Annotated in this window: 14 protein-coding genes; 3 read left to right on the top strand and 11 right to left on the bottom strand. The window is 67.5% G+C overall.

What is annotated here, in order from left to right; all coding sequences use genetic code 11:
* Positions 1-9: 9 nt before the first annotated feature.
* Positions 10-2400, bottom strand: coding sequence for a phosphoenolpyruvate synthase (ppsA, locus tag V8Z74_RS17255; RefSeq protein ID WP_349710338.1), 2391 nt, complete (start codon positions 2398-2400; stop codon positions 10-12).
* Positions 2401-2646: 246 nt separating this feature from the next.
* Between ppsA and ppsR the strand changes: the two genes are divergently transcribed.
* A complete protein-coding gene (gene ppsR, locus V8Z74_RS17260; RefSeq protein ID WP_349710340.1) occupies positions 2647-3468 on the top strand; it encodes a posphoenolpyruvate synthetase regulatory kinase/phosphorylase PpsR in 822 nt (273 codons plus the stop codon).
* A gap of 15 nt (positions 3469-3483) precedes the next feature.
* Here the strand turns inward: ppsR and V8Z74_RS17265 are convergent, their stop codons facing one another.
* A complete protein-coding gene (locus V8Z74_RS17265) occupies positions 3484-4434 on the bottom strand; it encodes a LysR family transcriptional regulator (RefSeq protein ID WP_349710341.1) in 951 nt (316 codons plus the stop codon).
* A 158-nt stretch (positions 4435-4592) separates the two neighbouring features.
* Between V8Z74_RS17265 and V8Z74_RS17270 the strand changes: the two genes are divergently transcribed.
* Positions 4593-4868, top strand: coding sequence for a DUF2798 domain-containing protein (locus V8Z74_RS17270; RefSeq protein ID WP_349710342.1), 276 nt, complete (start codon positions 4593-4595; stop codon positions 4866-4868).
* Between the two features lie 68 nt (positions 4869-4936).
* Here the strand turns inward: V8Z74_RS17270 and V8Z74_RS17275 are convergent, their stop codons facing one another.
* The 9 genes from V8Z74_RS17275 to ahpC form a co-directional block, all read right to left on the bottom strand.
* A complete protein-coding gene (locus tag V8Z74_RS17275) occupies positions 4937-5752 on the bottom strand; it encodes a heme ABC transporter ATP-binding protein (RefSeq protein ID WP_349710343.1) in 816 nt (271 codons plus the stop codon).
* Positions 5749-6909: a FecCD family ABC transporter permease gene (locus tag V8Z74_RS17280; RefSeq protein WP_502879566.1), complete on the bottom strand. Its 1161-nt coding sequence runs from the start codon at positions 6907-6909 to the stop codon at positions 5749-5751. The genes V8Z74_RS17275 and V8Z74_RS17280 overlap by 4 nt, the downstream gene beginning before the upstream one ends.
* Positions 6909-7832 (bottom strand): heme/hemin ABC transporter substrate-binding protein, encoded by a 924-nt coding sequence (locus V8Z74_RS17285; protein ID WP_502879567.1) that lies wholly within the window; start codon positions 7830-7832, stop codon positions 6909-6911. The genes V8Z74_RS17280 and V8Z74_RS17285 overlap by 1 nt, the downstream gene beginning before the upstream one ends.
* Positions 7829-8959, bottom strand: coding sequence for a hemin-degrading factor (locus tag V8Z74_RS17290; protein ID WP_502879568.1), 1131 nt, complete (start codon positions 8957-8959; stop codon positions 7829-7831). The genes V8Z74_RS17285 and V8Z74_RS17290 overlap by 4 nt, the downstream gene beginning before the upstream one ends.
* Positions 8956-9393, bottom strand: coding sequence for a hypothetical protein (locus V8Z74_RS17295; RefSeq protein ID WP_349710344.1), 438 nt, complete (start codon positions 9391-9393; stop codon positions 8956-8958). The genes V8Z74_RS17290 and V8Z74_RS17295 overlap by 4 nt, the downstream gene beginning before the upstream one ends.
* A gap of 86 nt (positions 9394-9479) precedes the next feature.
* On the bottom strand, positions 9480-11735 hold the full coding sequence (locus V8Z74_RS17300; protein WP_349710345.1) for a TonB-dependent hemoglobin/transferrin/lactoferrin family receptor: 2256 nt from the start codon (positions 11733-11735) through the stop codon (positions 9480-9482).
* Positions 11736-12014: 279 nt separating this feature from the next.
* Entirely contained in the window at positions 12015-12806 is a 792-nt protein-coding gene (locus V8Z74_RS17305; protein WP_349710346.1) for an alpha/beta hydrolase, read from the bottom strand.
* Between the two features lie 251 nt (positions 12807-13057).
* Positions 13058-14614 carry an alkyl hydroperoxide reductase subunit F gene (gene ahpF / locus V8Z74_RS17310; protein ID WP_349710347.1) on the bottom strand — a complete coding sequence of 519 codons (1557 nt, stop codon included), beginning with the start codon at positions 14612-14614 and terminating at the stop codon, positions 13058-13060.
* 103 nt (positions 14615-14717) lie between these two features.
* On the bottom strand, positions 14718-15281 hold the full coding sequence (gene ahpC / locus V8Z74_RS17315; RefSeq protein ID WP_066472125.1) for an alkyl hydroperoxide reductase subunit C: 564 nt from the start codon (positions 15279-15281) through the stop codon (positions 14718-14720).
* Between the two features lie 90 nt (positions 15282-15371).
* Between ahpC and V8Z74_RS17320 the strand changes: the two genes are divergently transcribed.
* The gene (locus tag V8Z74_RS17320) at positions 15372-15509 is read left to right on the top strand and encodes a hypothetical protein (RefSeq protein ID WP_157081822.1); all 138 of its coding nucleotides are present in this window, start codon (positions 15372-15374) and stop codon (positions 15507-15509) included.
* Positions 15510-15528 lie beyond the last annotated feature (19 nt).

The following is a 15528-nucleotide window of genomic DNA, read 5'->3' on the forward strand; positions in this document are numbered from 1 at the left end:
CGGGCGGGCTTAGTTCGCCAGGCGCTGCCAGGTGGAGACCACGCTGTCAGGGTTGAGCGAGATGGACGAAATGCCCTCGTCCGACAGCCACTGGGCGAAGTCGGGATGGTCCGAGGGCCCCTGGCCGCAGATGCCCACGTACTTGTTCTGGTCGCGGCAGGCCTTGATGGCGCGCGCCAGCATCTTCTTGACGGCGGGATCGCGCTCGTCGAAGTCGGCCGCCAGCAGCTCCAGGCCGGAGTCGCGGTCCAGGCCCAGCGTGAGCTGGGTCAGGTCGTTGGAGCCCACGGAGAAGCCGTCGAAGTACTCGAGGAACTCGTCGGCCAGGATGGCGTTGGACGGAACCTCGCACATCATGATCAGCTCCAGGCCGTTCTCGCCGCGCTGGAGGCCGTTCTCGGCCAGCAGCTCGGTCACGCGCTTGGCCTGGCCCAGCGTGCGCACGAACGGGATCATGATCTTGACGTTGGTCAGGCCCATGTCCTCGCGCACGCGGCGCAGCGCCTCGCATTCCATCTTGAAGGCTTCGCCGAAGTCGGCCGAGATGTAGCGCGCCGCACCGCGGAAGCCCAGCATGGGGTTCTCTTCCTCGGGCTCGTAGCGGCTGCCGCCGATGAGCTTGCGGTACTCGTTGGACTTGAAGTCCGACATGCGCACGATCACCGGCTTGGGCCAGAAGGCCGCGGCAATCGTGGCCACGCCTTCGGCCACCTTGTCCACGTAGAAGGCGCGCGGCGAGGCATGGCCGCGGGCCACGGACTCGACGGCCTTCTTCAGGTCGGCATCCACGGCAGGGTAGTCCAGGATGGCCTTGGGGTGCACGCCGATGTTGTTGTTGATGATGAACTCCAGGCGGGCCAGGCCCACGCCCTCGTTGGGCAGCTGGGCGAAGTCGAAGGCCAGCTGGGGATTGCCCACGTTCATCATGATCTTGGTCTTGATGGCCGGCATCTCGCCGCGCTTGACCTCGGTCACCTCGGTCTCGAGCAGGCCGTCATAGATCTTGCCGGTATCGCCTTCGGCGCAGGAAACGGTCACCAGCGTGCCGTCCTTGAGCAGCTCGGTGGCATTGCCGCAGCCCACGACGGCGGGAATGCCCAGCTCGCGCGCGATGATGGCCGCGTGGCAGGTACGGCCGCCGCGGTTGGTGACGATGGCCGAGGCCTTCTTCATCACCGGCTCCCAGTTGGGGTCGGTCATGTCGGTCACCAGCACGTCGCCGGCCTGGACCTGGTCCATCTGCGAGATGTCGGACACCAGGCGCACGGGGCCGGTGCCGATCTTCTGGCCGATGGCGCGGCCTTCGGCCAGCACGGTGCCCGTGCCCTTGAGCTTGTAGCGCTGCTCGGCCTGGCCCTTGGACTGGCTCTTCACCGTCTCGGGGCGTGCCTGCAGGATGTAGAGCTGGCCGTCGGTGCCGTCCTTGCCCCACTCGATGTCCATGGGGCGGCCGTAGTGCTGCTCGATCACCAGCGCATAGTGGGCCAGCTGCTGCACTTCCTCGTCGGTCAGCGAATAGCGGTTGCGCAGCTCGTGGGCCACGTCGGTGGTCTTGACCAGCTTGCCGGATTCGGCCTTTTCCTCGGGCGTGGCGAACACCATCTGGATCAGCTTGGAGCCCAGGTTGCGGCGGATCAGCGCCTTCTTGCCGGCCTTGAGCATGGGCTTGTGCACGTAGAACTCGTCGGGGTTCACGGCGCCCTGCACCACGGTTTCGCCCAGGCCGTAGCTGGAGGTGATGAAGACCACCTCCTCGAAGCCGGACTCGGTGTCGATGGTGAACATCACGCCGGCGGCGCCCAGGTCGGAGCGCACCATGCGCTGCACGCCGGCCGACAGGGCCACCACGTCATGGGCAAAGCCCTTGTGCACGCGGTAGGAAATGGCACGGTCGTTGTACAGCGAGGCGAACACTTCCTTCATCTTGTGCAGCACCTGCTCGATGCCCACCACGTTGAGGAAGGTTTCCTGCTGGCCGGCGAACGAGGCGTCGGGCAGGTCTTCCGCTGTGGCGGAGGAGCGCACGGCGAACGATGCCTCGGCATTGCCGCCCTGCAGGCGGGCAAATTCGTCGCGGATGGCCTTTTCCAGGTCGGCCGGGAAAGGCTGGCTTTCGACCATGGCGCGGATTTCGGCGCCCACGGCGGCCAGGGCGCGCACGTCGTCCACGTCCAGGGCTGCCAGCTTGGCCGAAATCTTGTCGGCCAGGCCTTCGAAGGCCAGGAATTCGCGGAAGGCGTGGGCCGTGGTGGCAAAGCCGGTGGGCACGCGCACGCCCTGCGGCAGCTGCGAGATCATTTCGCCGAGCGAGGCGTTCTTGCCGCCTACGGACTCGACATCGGTCATCCTCAGTTTTTCAAAGGGAACGACCAGGGCGGTCGCCTCGAACAGTTGAGACATGGGAAAGCTCCAAAGTTAAAAAACCGGTGCCGGCGCGATCCCCGGGCTGAATGGCCGGGGCGCGCAAACCCACGCTGCATCGATGCAGTGCTTTGCTGTTCTGGGTGTCGACCGTCAACGAGCATGGGCTGGAAATTGGGAATAATGGGCGCCATTGTAGGCTCAGCCGCCTGTCCCCGCGCAGCTGGCAAAAATTAACAAGCCGGCTCCGGATGCCCTGTCCGCCCGGCCACCTCACCGCGCACCATGCATACCCATACGATTTTTGTCATCTCCGACGGCACCGGCATCACGGCCGAGACCTTTGGCACGGCCATCATGGCCCAGTTCGACACCAAGCCGCGGCTGGTGCGCCTGCCTTTCGTGGATTCCATGGACAAGGCCCACCAGGCCGTGCGCCAGATCAACCACGTGGCCGAGGTGGAGAACCACAAGCCCATCGTCTTCACCACGCTGGTCAACCAGGAGCACCTGGAAATGATCGAGGCCAACTGCAAGGGCAAGGTTTTCGACATGTTCGGCACCTTCGTGCGCCCGCTGGAGCAGGAGCTGGGCCAGAAGTCGCTGCACCGCGTGGGGCGCTTCTCCGACATCAGCGAGAGCAAGGAATACCTGGAGCGCATGGAGGCCATCAACTACACGCTGGCCCATGACGACGGCCAGACCAACCACGACCTCACGGGCGCCGACGTGATCCTGGTCGGCGTGAGCCGCTCGGGCAAGACGCCGACCAGCCTGTACCTGGCCATGCAGTTCGGCCTGAAGGTGGCCAACTATCCGCTGATTCCCGAGGATTTCGAGCGCAAGCAGCTGCCGCCGGCGCTGGAGCCCTACCGCAAGAAGCTGTTCGGCCTGACCATCGATCCGCAGCGCCTGTCCAGCATCCGCAACGAGCGCCGCCCGGACTCCAAGTACGCCAGCCTGGCCAACTGCCGCTACGAGGTGGCCGAGGCCGAGGCCATGATGCGCCGCAGCGGCATCCGCTGGCTCTCGAGCACGACCAAGTCCATCGAGGAAATCGCCACCACCATCCTGCAGGAAGTGCTGCCCTCGCACCTGGGCTACTGATACTGATCCGCAGCCCTACCCCGCCCGGCCCGGCAACCGCTCCAGCGACGGATGGCCAGGCAGCACCTCGAGCAGGTAGTCGACAAAGGCGCGCACCTTGGCCGGCACGTACTGCCGGTCGCGGAAGCAGGCAAAGAAGTCCAGCGTGCCGTCCTCGAATTGCAGCTGGCCCTTGCGTCCGGCCTTGAGCGCCAGCGGCACCAGCCGCCCCTCCTGCACATAGCGGTGGGCGATGAAGCTGCCGGCCCAGACAATGCCGCCGCCGGCCACGGCAAATTCGGTCAGCGCATCGATGTCGGAACCTATGGCCGCCATGCGCAGCGGCGGATCCGTGCGCCGGCCGTCGCGCACGAACGGCCAGCGCATCAGGCGCCCGTCGCGCTCGCTCCGGTACAGCAGGCAGGCATGCTGCAACAAGTCCTCGGCCACCTGCGGGCGGCCATGCCTTTCCAGGTAGGAGGGCGCGGCGCACAGGATGCGCGGCACGGCCGCCAGCGGCCGCACCGACATGCCGGGCTCCAGCACGTCGCGGTAGCGGATGCTGACGTCCACATCCTCCTTGAGCACATCCACGTCGCGGTCCGTCACCAGCAGCTCCAGCGCCAGCCGCGGATGGCGCTGCGTGAAGGCCGGCAGCAGCGGCGCCAGCACATGGCGGCCGAAGGCGGCCATGCAGGCCACGCGCAGCCGCCCGTGCAGCTCGCCATGGACCAGGGACACGTCGGACTGGGCTTTTTCCAGCTCGTCGAGCACGGGCGCCACGCGGGCCAGATAGCGTTCGCCGGCCGCCGTCAGCGCCATGGAACGCGTGGTGCGCGTGATCAGCCGCGTGCCCAGCTCGCGCTCCAGGCGCGCGATGTTCTGGCTGGCGGCCGCCGGGGAGATGCCCAGCTGGCGCGCGGCCGAGGCGATGGAGCCCCCCTCCAGGGCTTTGACAAAGGTTTCGATGGCACGCAGATTCGGCATGAATGCGAATGTATCGCCAAATGCATTCGCAATTTCAGCTTACGAGTCATGCAAGCCGGGGCCACCTACCGCGGCGGCGGCGGGCTGCGTACAGTGCGGGCCTGGTTCGGGGCCTTCCCTTTCCGGCCCCGGTTCCCATCCTTCCCCCAAACGACGGCATGACACCCACACAGAACATCGCCAGCAACGGCGCCCGCCCGCGCCGCAAGCTGCATCCCCGCTACACACCCATCGTCTTTGCCTTCTACATGGCCGGCATCATGGCCTTTCTCATGTGCTGCACCATCGTGGCGGCCAACAGCGGCCTGGGTGCAGGCTATCTGCAGCGCGTGCTGCAGGCCTATGCCCTGGCCATGCCCGTGGCCTTTTGCTGCGTGATCCTGGTGCGCCCCGTGGTGGCACGGCTGGTGGCGATGACGGTGCATTCCGGCTGATCCGCTACTGGATCAATAGCTTCTGGCGCCTTTCGGTCATTGTTTTCCAGCCGATTTATCCACAAAAACTAGGCAGCCGGGGCGCCAGCCGCTACGAAAATATATTGCAGCGTACCGTCGCTGCCGCGCACGGGGTCGCAGCGCATGCCCCAGATGCGCTCGGCCAGCGCCGGCTGCAGCACCTCTTCGGCAGCCCCGTGGAACACGCCGGCCGTGCCGCCCAGCACCAGCACATCGTCGGCGTAGCGCAGCGCCAGGTTCAGGTCGTGGATCACGGCCACCACGCCCACGCCCTGCTCGCGGGCCCAGCCGCGCAGCAGCTGCATGGCATGGTGCTGGTGCGCCAGGTCCAGCGCGGCCGTGGGCTCGTCCAGCAGCAGCCAGCGCGCGCGGCCGTCGCCGGGCGATTCCCAGATCTGCGCCAGGGCCCGCGCCAGGTGGGCGCGCGCCCGTTCGCCGCCCGAGAGCGTGTTGATATTGCGCTGCGCCAGGGGGGCCACGCCGGTCAGCGCCAGCGCCTCGGCCACGATGGCTTCCTCGCGCGGGCTGGGCTGGCCGCGGTGCGGGTAGCGGCCCAGCTCCACCACCTCCTGCACCGTGAAGTCGAAGGCCACGGCGCAGTCCTGGGGCATGAAGGCACGGCGGCGCGCCAGGCCCTCCATGCCCAGGGCGGTCAGGTTGCACCCGTCCAGCAGTACCGCGCCCTGCTGCGGCGCGCGCTCGCCGACCAGCATGGACATCAGCGTGGACTTGCCCGCGCCGTTGGGCCCCAGGATCGCGGTGAAGCGCCCGGCCCGCAGCGCAGCCTGCACCGTGGCCAGGCGCGGCCCGCGCGCCACGCCCACGCCCAGGCCGCGGCATTCCATGACGGAGACGGCACTCATACCTTGCTCCTGAACTGGCGCAGCATGGCCAGGAACAGCGGCACGCCGATGAAGGCCGTGAGCACGCCCAAGGGCAGCTCGGCCGGCTTGACCACGGTGCGCGCCACGGCATCGGCGCCCACCACCAGCGCCGCCCCCAGCAGGGCCGAACCCGGCAGCACGATGCGGTGATCGGGCCCGGCCGCCAGCCGCACCCAGTGCGGCGCCACCAGGCCGATGAAGCCGATCACGCCGGTCGTCGCCGTCACGGCGCCCACGGCCAGGGCCGCGACCAGCACCGCGCGGCGCTTGGTGCGCTCCACCGCCACGCCCAGCAGGCCGGCCTGGGCCTCGCCCAGCGCAATCGCGTTCAGGGGCCGCGCCAGCGCCAGGCCCGCGGCCAGGCTGGCCGCCACGGCAGCGCCGACCAGGGCCACGGCGCTCCAGCGCGCGGCGCCCAGGCTGCCCAGCAGCCACATCTGCAAGTTGCGCAGCTGCTCGTCGGTGGAGATGAAGCTCAGAAAACCCAGGCCGGCGCCGGCCAGCGCATTCACGGCCACGCCGGCCAGCAGCATCAGGCCCATGCGCGTACCGCCCTGGGCCTGGCCCAGCGCATAGATCAGCGCCGTCACCAGCAGGCCGCCGCCGAATGCCATGGCGATCAGCGCCCAGCTGCCCAGCGTATGCGGCAGCCAGGGCAGATACACGCTGCCCAGCACGATGGTGAGAGCCGCCGCCAGGGCCGAGCCGCTGCTCACGCCGATCAGGCCGGGATCGGCCAGCGGGTTGCGGAACAGACCCTGCATCAAGGCGCCCGCCAGCCCCAGGCCGGCGCCCGCGGCCACGCCCATGAGCAGGCGCGGCAGGCGGATATTGAAGAACACCAGTTGCTCCGGCCCCGCCGGTGAATGCCCCGTGACCGCATTGGCGATGACGGACAGCAGCTGCGCCGGAGCGATCGCATAGGCGCCGCTGGCGCTGCCCAGCACCACGGCCGCCAGCACCAGCATCAGGCCCAGCAGCAGCGTGGCCCGGCGGCTCAGGCGGCCGCTGGCCGTGCGCCAGCGGGATGCGGCCGAAGATGGCGGGGCCTTGCCGGCAGCCGGGCAGCGCAGCGACGGCTGGGATTGCGCTCTCTTTCTCTCGGCGCCGGCGGCCGTCTGCGGCAGGCTGCCCATCAGGCCACCCACTGCAAGGTACGCAGGTGCAGGGCCTGCACGGCGCCGGGCAGGCGCGGGCCGAAGCCCAGCAGGTGGCTGGCTTCCAGCGCCACCAACGCCTTCTTCGCATAGGCCGGCGTCAGCGCCAGCTCGGGCCGCTGCCAGAAGGCCGTCTCGCCGCCCAGGGCTTCGATGCCCTGGGTGGTGCTGATGATGACTTCGGGCGCCGCGCTGGCCAGGGCCTCGGCGGTCAGCGGGCGGTAGCCTTCGAACTGGTCGATCACGTTCGCCGCACCCGCATAGGCCATCAGCGCCTGGGCCGCCGTGCCGCGCCCGGCCACCATGGGACTGCCCGAATGCGCGAGGATGAACAGCACGCGCGGCTTGCGCGTGGCCTGCGCCACCTGGGCCTGCACGCCGGCCCACTGGGCATCGAGCTGCGCCATCAAGGCCGTGGCCTGCTGCGCCCTGCCGGTCTCGCGGCCCACCACGGCGACTTTCTCCTGCACCTCGGCCCAGTTGTGGCGCGACGGCACCAGCGCCACGCGCACGCCGGCCTGGCGGATCTGCTCCAGCACCACGGGCGGCCCCGCCTCGCTGGTGCCGATCACGGCATCGGGCCTGAGCGACAGCAGCCCTTCGGCCGAGAGCTGGCGCACATAGCCGACCTTGGCGGTCCTGCGCGCGGCTTCGGGGTAGAGGCTGGTGGTGTCGGTGCCCACGAGCTGGTCCTGCGCCTGCAGCAGGTAGACCACCTCGGTCAGCGCGCCGCTGAGCGAGACCAGCCGGCGCCTCTTGGCCTGTGCCGCGGACACGGATGCAGACGCCGGCGCAGAAGAGGCCTGCGCCAGCGCCGCACCGGGCAAGGCCCCGGCCAGCGCCGCGCCCGCCAGGCATTTCAGGCCGCGGCGGCGGCCGGCCAGGGCCATTCCGGCCGTCATGCCGCCACCTCGGCCCGGCAGTCCAGGCGCGGCAGTCCGGCCACCAGTTCGCGCCATGCCGGCAGCTCGGCCTGGCCGGGCTTGCGCTCGCCAAAGAACATGGCCATCAGCTCGCCCGCGGCGTCGAAGACTTCCACGGCCGTGACGATGCCGTCCGCCGTGGGCTTGCGCACCACCCAGGCCGTGTCGATCAGGTCGGTGCGCAGGTGCAGGTTGAAGCCCCTGTCGAGCACATTGATCCAGCGCGCGCCGCCCGGCGTGTCCAGGGGCTGGATGTTGCTCACGGGGCCGGTGTGGATCTGGATGCAGCCCTTGCTGCCCACGAACACCATGATGGACACGCCGTCCACGGCCGCGTCGCCCAGCAGCCGGACCACGGCCGCGGGCTCCAGGCGTTCGCAGAATTGCGGCACCAGGCGCAAGGCCTGCTGGCGCTCCACACCGAATGTGCGCAGCATCTCGAAGAAGTCGTGCGTGTCCTGGAGTTCGCTCCAGGCCCGGGCCAGTCCGGCCACGTCGATTTCCGTGTCGGCCCGGGGCGCAGACCTGGGCATGGCGGGACGGAACACATGGCCGGCGGAAGGCTCGGCAAAGCGCTCGACCAATGCATCCCAGGCCGCCATGTCCGTGGCTTCGCGCGCGAAGACCTTGTGCACGGCGCAGCCGCTGGCATCGAAGAACTGCAGGCTGCGCGCGGCCGGGCGGTTGCCATTGGCGCCATCGGCCACGGCAAATCCCGCATGCCAGTGCATGAAGAACAGGCGCAGGTCGATCTCGCGGCTCAGCGCCAGCCCGACCGGCCCGGTGGCGGAAACGTTCTGGTAGACACCGGTCTTTTCGTGGACCGTGGATTCGTTGCGCGTGAGCGCCATGACTTCGCCGCAGGCCTCCAGGCCCTGCAGGATGGCCAGCCATTCGGCGCGCAGCGGCGTGGCCTTGAGCGCGTACCCGTGCGCGCCGCCATGGGCGGCCACCACGGCGCCCTCGCTCAGTTGCAAGGCCTCGGCGGCATCCCGGGCACGCAGGCCGGACTGGCGCTTTTCGGCAAAGCGCTGGCGGATGGCGGCCGCATCGCCGCCCAGGGACGGCGCGCGAACGGTTGCATGATTCATCGTGGTAGGGGTCATTGAAGAGTCTCCAGTGGCTCGTGCCAGAGCACGGAAAAGGGAAGAGAAGCAGGGCCCGAGGTACCTGCCAGCGCCTGGATGGCGGCGGCGCGGCTGGCCGCAGCCTGCTCCTGCGCCGCCTGCTGCCAGCGCTGGCACAGGCGCAGCAGAAAGGCGCGCATGTCGGGAGAGCGGTCCGCATCCCCGGCCGGCCGGGCCAGAAGCGCCAGCTGTTCGGCCACCCTGGAGGCCATGGCAGCCTTGTGCGCCGTGCAGCAGCCATTGCCGAAGCCGGTCATCAGCGCCAGCGTGGCCGCCAGCAGCGCCTCGCCCTCGGTCAGCAGGTATTCCTCGTCCCGGGAACCTGGCGTGCCGCGCTCGTGGCCGGCTTCGGTTTCCTGGGCGCTGTCCTGGGCGGCCTGGGCCTGGCCGGGCTTGTCGGCGAATCTGTGCATACCCCTCTCCCATTGAAAAACATGGAAAAACCAGCGCTATCGCTTGCACATCAAGCGCCGGCAGCTATCAATTCAGAAGAACCGGCTCAAAAATCCTGCACCAGCGAGACGCGCAAGTTGCGGCCCGGCTGGGTGTAGGCATCGACATAGGCGGGGTTGCCCGTGAGGCCGCGCACATCGCTCCAGCGCCAGTACTTCTTGTCGGTCAGGTTGTAGAGGCCCACGTTCAGGCGCGTGCCGGGGCGGATGCGCCACTGCGCGCTCAGGTCCAGCACCGTGGCCGCGGGGCTGAGCCAGGCGCCTTCGGCGGCATCCCCGGCCTTCTTGCCGGCCCAGTGCGAGGCGGCGAGCTGCACGCCCACCCGGGCTGCGTCATAGCGCACGCCCACCACCAGCTGCCGGGGCGAGATGGTGTCCAGCGGCGTATCGGTATTGGTTTGCCGCCCCCTGGTGTAGCCGTAGGCCGCGTGGGTGCGCCAGTTGCCGCCCGCATGGCGGCCCCAGTCGTAATCGGCCTTGAGCTCGAAGCCGCTGATGCGCACGCGGTCCAGGTTGACCGACTGGTAGATGCCGGGGTTGTTGCGGTTGCCGGGCTGGCCCGAGACCAGCTGCTGGTCCTGGATGAAGTCCTTGTAGCGCCCCGTGAAGACCGCCGCATCCACCTTCAGGCGCTCGAGGCGGCCGCGCAGGCCCAGCTCGAAGGTATTGCTCTTTTCGGGCTTGAGGTCGGGGTTGGGAATGTTCCTGTAGTAGTAGAACGGGTTCTCGAAATAGGCGTTGATCTGGCCCGCATTGGGCGCCCGGAAGCCCGCGGCGTAATTGCCGTAGACCGACCAGGCATCGCTGGCCTGGAACATCACGCCGAGCTTGGGCGAGACGGCGGAAGCCGAGTTGCTGGCCACTGCGGGCAGAAAGCCGGCCTGCCTGGGCCGGATGCTGTAGTGCTCGGCGCGCACGCCGGGCGTGACCGTCCACAGGCCGTAGTTGAGCTCGGCCTGGGCGAACAGGGCCGTCGATGTCTCCGTGGTGTCGGGGAAGCGCTTGAGCGGGAAGCTCTCGCCCGCGGCCGGCGTCACCCCGTTCTGCTCGTTGACCACCTTGTTGCGGCTGTAATCCACGCCGTAGGTGAACTTGCCGCTGGCCGAGGCGCCCCAGCGCAGCAGCTTGCTGGCCTGGGCATGCAGCTGCAGCGCATCCTCGTCATAGGTGACGTCGCGCTCCCGGTAAGGCAGGTTGAGCCGGGTCTCGTTCACCCATTCGCGCGAATCGGCGCTCTGGTAGCTGGCCATGAGACGCAGCTCGTCGGCCCAGGCGGCACCCAGCTGCTGCCACTGGCCCTGCCAGCTCGCGCGCCAGCGCTGCATGCGGGTACGGGCCTGGGAATCCAGCGTGGTGCCGGTCAGCCCAGCGCCCCGGGCGCTGAGCAGTTCGTAGTCGGCGCGCTTATCCACGTTTTCCAGCGTGAACACATGTTTTTGCACGGCCGACGGGGTGTAGACCAGACGGCCCAGCAGCGAGTGGCTTTGGTCGCTTTCGGGATTGGGTGCGGTGCGGCTGCTGCCCACGCCATGGTTGACGCCCATGTTCTCCAGCGCATGCGCGCGGCCGATGCCGGCCGACAGCAGCCAGCTCCACTCCCCGCTGGCGCGGCCGGCCAGCGTGGCGTCCACGCGCTTGCCATTGTCCGAGCCGTCGTAGCTGGCCGATACGCGCCCGCCGATGGCCTTGCCGTCCTGGAGCAGGTCGCCGGGCTCCATGGTGATGAAGTTCACCAGGCCACCCATGCCGTCCGAGCCATAGAGCGCGGGCACCGCGCCGCGCAGGATTTCCACGCGCTGCACCAGCCCCAGATCCAGGTAATCGCGGCCGAAGGCGTTGGCACTGAACGAATAGCTGCGCGGCAGGCGCACACCGTCCACCAGCATCAGCACGCGGTTGCCTTCCAGGCCGCGGATGTTGAAGCCGCTGTTCTGGTCGCGCCCCGCCGACGAGCCTGCCAGCGTGAAGCGCGCAGGCGCACGCGGCACGGTCACATTGGGCAGGCGCCCGGCCAGTTCGCGGATGTCGCCGATCTGCGCCTCCTCCATCTGACGGGCATTGATCACGTCCACGCTCATTGGCAGGGCATCGGGGTCCTGCTCGTCGCGCGAGGCGCTGACCACGACGTCGCGCATCACCGGCGCATGGCGGCCCGCCGCTGCGGCAGCCACGGTGGCCGCCTGGGCCTGTCCGGCCTCGGGTTCCGCCGCCCAGGCACTGCCGGCACAGGCCAGCGCGCATGCCCAGGCCAGCGGATGGAGCGCAATGCAGGCGCGCGAATGCAAAACGGTGGCTGACGCCATACCAGAAACCCTCTCTGTATTTGGAATGAAAACAAGAGCTGGCTTCTGGAAGCGGCCGCAGGCTTCAGGCCTGCAGCCCGCACCGCATGTGCTGGCTGGGATGCACTTAGTATATGCGAATCATTCTCATTAATTCATAAAACCATGCGCGCATTCCGCGAAAGCGCAAACCTGCCGCGGCCCTCCCGGTCGTGCCGCCCAACGCAAGAAGGACTGCCGCAGCAGTCCTTCTTGCAGGGTGTTCCCCGCCCGCCCGGGGCCGTGGCGAACGATGCGATGTCAAGGCACGGGTTGCTGGATCCACTGCGCAATGTCGGCCACCGCTTCTGCCTCCATGCCGGCATAGCCATGCCAGTGCATGGCATGGCAGGGGTCGCCGGACGGATTCCCGCCGCCCTCCACCAGCATGATTTTTTTCACCGGTGCCTGGGTGAGGCTTTGCAGCACCCCGGGCAGGGCGCCCGGAGGGCAGATGCGGCAGGCATCCCTGGCATGGTGGAACAGCAGGACTGGCACGCGGATATGGCCCAGGTCCAGGCTTTGCATGGAGCCGGGCTCCCTGGCATCCACAATGCTGGAACTGAGCACCACGCCGGCAATCACGCCATCGGGCAGCTGGCTGGCGGCGGCGGCCGCCGAGGTCGTGCCACGGCTGGTGCCCACCAGCCACAGGGGTGCTGAACTGCGCTGCCTGACGGCATCAACCACCTTGCGCACGTCCTCCATGTGTTCGGGCGACATGCGCTCCCGGGGGGTGATCTCCTGCCCGTTGGCGCGGCCGAAGATGGCCACATTCAGGCCATGGGCCACGAAATCCTGCTCGGTGCGCACCAGAAAATTGTTGCTGCTCGGCCTGCCCTGCTCCATCTTGCCAAAACCGCCCAGCCCGCCGGGAAACAGCAGCACGGTTGCCATGGCCCGGGGCGCCGGATGCCAGAACACCGTGGTCTCCACCCCCGTCCGGGTGGGCAGTTTCAGCACCGATCCCTGCTCCTGCCCGAGGGCCGCAGGCATGAGCGCGGCCAGGCACAGGCCGGCGCATAGCGAACGAATGGCGGAAATGGCTGGCATGGTGCTCTCCCATAAGGCCCGGTCCTGGCAGCGATGTGATGGAAAGCTGCGGGCCAGCCGCAATGACGTGGCCTGCAGTGCCGCAAAGCATAGCCCTGCGCCCGGCTGCGGTCCACTCCGGCCGCCCCGGCTTGCCAGGCTGGCCCGGCAGGAGCAAGCCCCACCGGCAGCGCAAAAAAGGACTGCCTGGGCAGTCCTTTTTTCATAGCTATCAGCGCTTTTGCATCAAGCGCTTCAGTCCATTTTCATGCTCAATGGCGAATCATGAAGTCAAAGGCCGACAGCGCTGCCGTGGCTCCCGCGCCGGCGGCGATGATGATCTGCTTGAACGGCACGTTGGTGCAGTCGCCGGCGGCAAACACGCCGGGCAGATTGGTCTCGCCCTTGGCATTGATCTCGATCTCGCCAAAGCGCGTCAGGTTGACCGTGCCCTTGAGCCATTCGGTGTTGGGCAGCAGGCCGATCTGCACGAAGATGCCTTCCAGCGCCACGGTTCTGACCTCGTCCGTGGTGCGGTCCTTGTAGGTCAGGCCCGTCACCTTCTTGCCGTCGCCGTTCACCTCGGTGGTCTGGGCGTTGAGGATCACGGTCACGTTGGGCAGGGTGGCCAGCTTCTTTTGCAGCACGGCATCGGCCTTGAGCTCGCCGGCAAACTCCAGCACGGTCACGTGCCGGACCAGGCCGGCCAGATCGATGGCCGCCTCGATGCCCGAGTTGCCGCCGCCGATCACGGCCACGTCCTTGCCCTTGAACAGCGGGCCGTCGCAGTGCGGGCAATAGGTCACGCCCTTGGTGCGGTATTGCTCCTCGCCCGGCACGTTCATGTTGCGCCAGCGCGCCCCGGTGGACAGGATCACGGTCTTGGCCTTGAGCGATGCGCCGGATTCGGTCTGCACCTCGATCAGCCCGCCCTCCTCGGCCGCAGGAATCAGCTTGGCCGCGCGTTGCTGGCCCATGATGTCCACTTCGTAGTCGCGGATGTGGTTTTCCATCGCGGCGGACAGCTTGGGGCCTTCGGTCTTGCTGACCGAGATGTAGTTCTCGATGTCCACGGTGTCCAGCATCTGGCCGCCGATGCGGTCGGCCGCGATGCCGGTGCGGATGCCCTTGCGGGCCGCATAGATGGCCGCGGCCGCGCCGGCGGGGCCGCCGCCGACGATGAGCACGTCGAAGGCGCCCTTGGCCGAAATCTTCTCGGCTTCGCGCGCCGCGGCGCCGGTATCGACCTTGGCCACGATCTCGGCCAGCTCCATGCGGCCCTGCCCGAAGCGCTCGCCGTTGACGAAGACGGTGGGCACGCCCATGACTTCGCGGTCCTGCACTTCCTGCTGGAACAGGCCGCCGTCGATCGCGGTATGCGTGATCTTGGGATTGAGCACCGACATCAGGTTCAGCGCCTGCACCACGTCGGGGCAGTTGTGGCAGGACAGCGAGTAGTAGGTCTCGAAATGCAGCGGCGTGTCGATGTTCCTGACCTGCTCGAGCAGGTCGGCCGATTCCTTGGAGGGATGGCCGCCGACCTGCAGCAGCGCCAGCACCAGCGAGGTGAATTCATGGCCCAGTGGCACGCCGGCAAAGCGCACGCCGGTGTCCACGCCGGGATTGGTGATCAGGAACGAGGGCTTGCGCACGGGCAGGTCGTTGTTCTCGACGACGGTGATCTTGTCGCTGAGTTCCTTGATCTCCTGCAGCAGTTCCTTGAGCTCGGCAGCACCCTTGCTGTCATCCAGCGAAGCCACCAGCTCCACCGGACGCTGCAGGCGCTCCAGATAGGCTTTCAGTTGGGCTTTCAGGTTGTTGTCAAGCATTGGGAACTCCTTGTATCTTGCAAAAATTCGGGAAAAAAAAGCCCGGGCGCCAGGCACCCGGGCGTCTTCAACAGTTCAACTGTGAATGTTCAGCTTGCGCCGATCAGATCTTGCCGACCAGGTCCAGCGAAGGAGCCAGCGTCTTTTCGCCTTCCTTCCACTTGGCGGGGCAGACTTCACCGGGGTGCGAAGCCACGTACTGGGCAGCCTTGACCTTGCGCAGCAGGTCGGCAGCGTCGCGGCCGATGCCTTCGGCGGTGATTTCCATGGCCTGGATCACGCCCTGGGGATCGACGATGAAGGTGGCGCGGTCGGCCAGGCCCTGGCCTTCGCGCAGGCAGTCGAAGTTCTGGCTGATCTGCCATGTGGGGTCGCCCAGCATGGTGTACTTGATCTTGGCGATGGTGTCCGAGGTGTCGTGCCAGGCCTTGTGCACGAAATGGGTGTCGGTGGACACGGAGTACACCTCGACGCCCAGCTTCTGCAGTTCGTCATAGTGGTCAGCCACGTCGCCCAGCTCGGTGGGGCACACGAAAGTGAAGTCAGCGGGATAGAAGAAGAACACGGCCCACTTGCCCAGGACGTCCTTCTCGGTCACTTCGATGAACTTGCCGTTCTTGAAGGCTTGCGTCTTGAAAGGCTTGATGGTGGTGTTGAGTACGGACATTGCTGTTTCCTTTTGGTGAGTGATTGAACACAGGAGAAAGTGTAGGCCTCATTGAGCAATCAATCCAATCAATTGACTTGATATTATTGATTGCAAAAAACTATCTATCTTTCTTCTTCTTTGCAGGGCATGGCGGGCGCGGTGCGCCTGCAGAAAGGCCCTGCTCCCTATTTTGGACTGCAATTCGGGCATTTCAAGCCAAAGCCCGGCATGGCTGCCATGACATGACTTCTTGTCACAAGTCCGT

It is taken from the genome of Comamonas sp. w2-DMI (genome assembly GCF_040187735.1).
In the GTDB taxonomy this organism is placed as follows: domain Bacteria; phylum Pseudomonadota; class Gammaproteobacteria; order Burkholderiales; family Burkholderiaceae_C; genus Comamonas; species Comamonas terrae.

What these genes read in the sequence shown, in the direction of transcription:
- V8Z74_RS17270 (WP_349710342.1), top strand. Translation starts at nt 4,593, where the DNA reads ATGACACCCACACAGAACATCGCCAGCAACGGCGCCCGCCCGCGCCGC.
- V8Z74_RS17305 (WP_349710346.1), bottom strand. Translation starts at nt 12,806, where the DNA reads ATGCCAGCCATTTCCGCCATTCGTTCGCTATGCGCCGGCCTGTGCCTG.
- ppsR (WP_349710340.1), top strand. Translation starts at nt 2,647, where the DNA reads ATGCATACCCATACGATTTTTGTCATCTCCGACGGCACCGGCATCACG.
- ppsA (WP_349710338.1), bottom strand. Translation starts at nt 2,400, where the DNA reads ATGTCTCAACTGTTCGAGGCGACCGCCCTGGTCGTTCCCTTTGAAAAA.
- V8Z74_RS17290 (WP_502879568.1), bottom strand. Translation starts at nt 8,959, where the DNA reads ATGACCCCTACCACGATGAATCATGCAACCGTTCGCGCGCCGTCCCTG.
- V8Z74_RS17275 (WP_349710343.1), bottom strand. Translation starts at nt 5,752, where the DNA reads ATGAGTGCCGTCTCCGTCATGGAATGCCGCGGCCTGGGCGTGGGCGTG.
- V8Z74_RS17280 (WP_502879566.1), bottom strand. Translation starts at nt 6,909, where the DNA reads ATGGGCAGCCTGCCGCAGACGGCCGCCGGCGCCGAGAGAAAGAGAGCG.
- ahpC (WP_066472125.1), bottom strand. Translation starts at nt 15,281, where the DNA reads ATGTCCGTACTCAACACCACCATCAAGCCTTTCAAGACGCAAGCCTTC.
- V8Z74_RS17265 (WP_349710341.1), bottom strand. Translation starts at nt 4,434, where the DNA reads ATGCCGAATCTGCGTGCCATCGAAACCTTTGTCAAAGCCCTGGAGGGG.
- V8Z74_RS17285 (WP_502879567.1), bottom strand. Translation starts at nt 7,832, where the DNA reads ATGACGGCCGGAATGGCCCTGGCCGGCCGCCGCCGCGGCCTGAAATGC.
- V8Z74_RS17300 (WP_349710345.1), bottom strand. Translation starts at nt 11,735, where the DNA reads ATGGCGTCAGCCACCGTTTTGCATTCGCGCGCCTGCATTGCGCTCCAT.
- ahpF (WP_349710347.1), bottom strand. Translation starts at nt 14,614, where the DNA reads ATGCTTGACAACAACCTGAAAGCCCAACTGAAAGCCTATCTGGAGCGC.
- V8Z74_RS17295 (WP_349710344.1), bottom strand. Translation starts at nt 9,393, where the DNA reads ATGCACAGATTCGCCGACAAGCCCGGCCAGGCCCAGGCCGCCCAGGAC.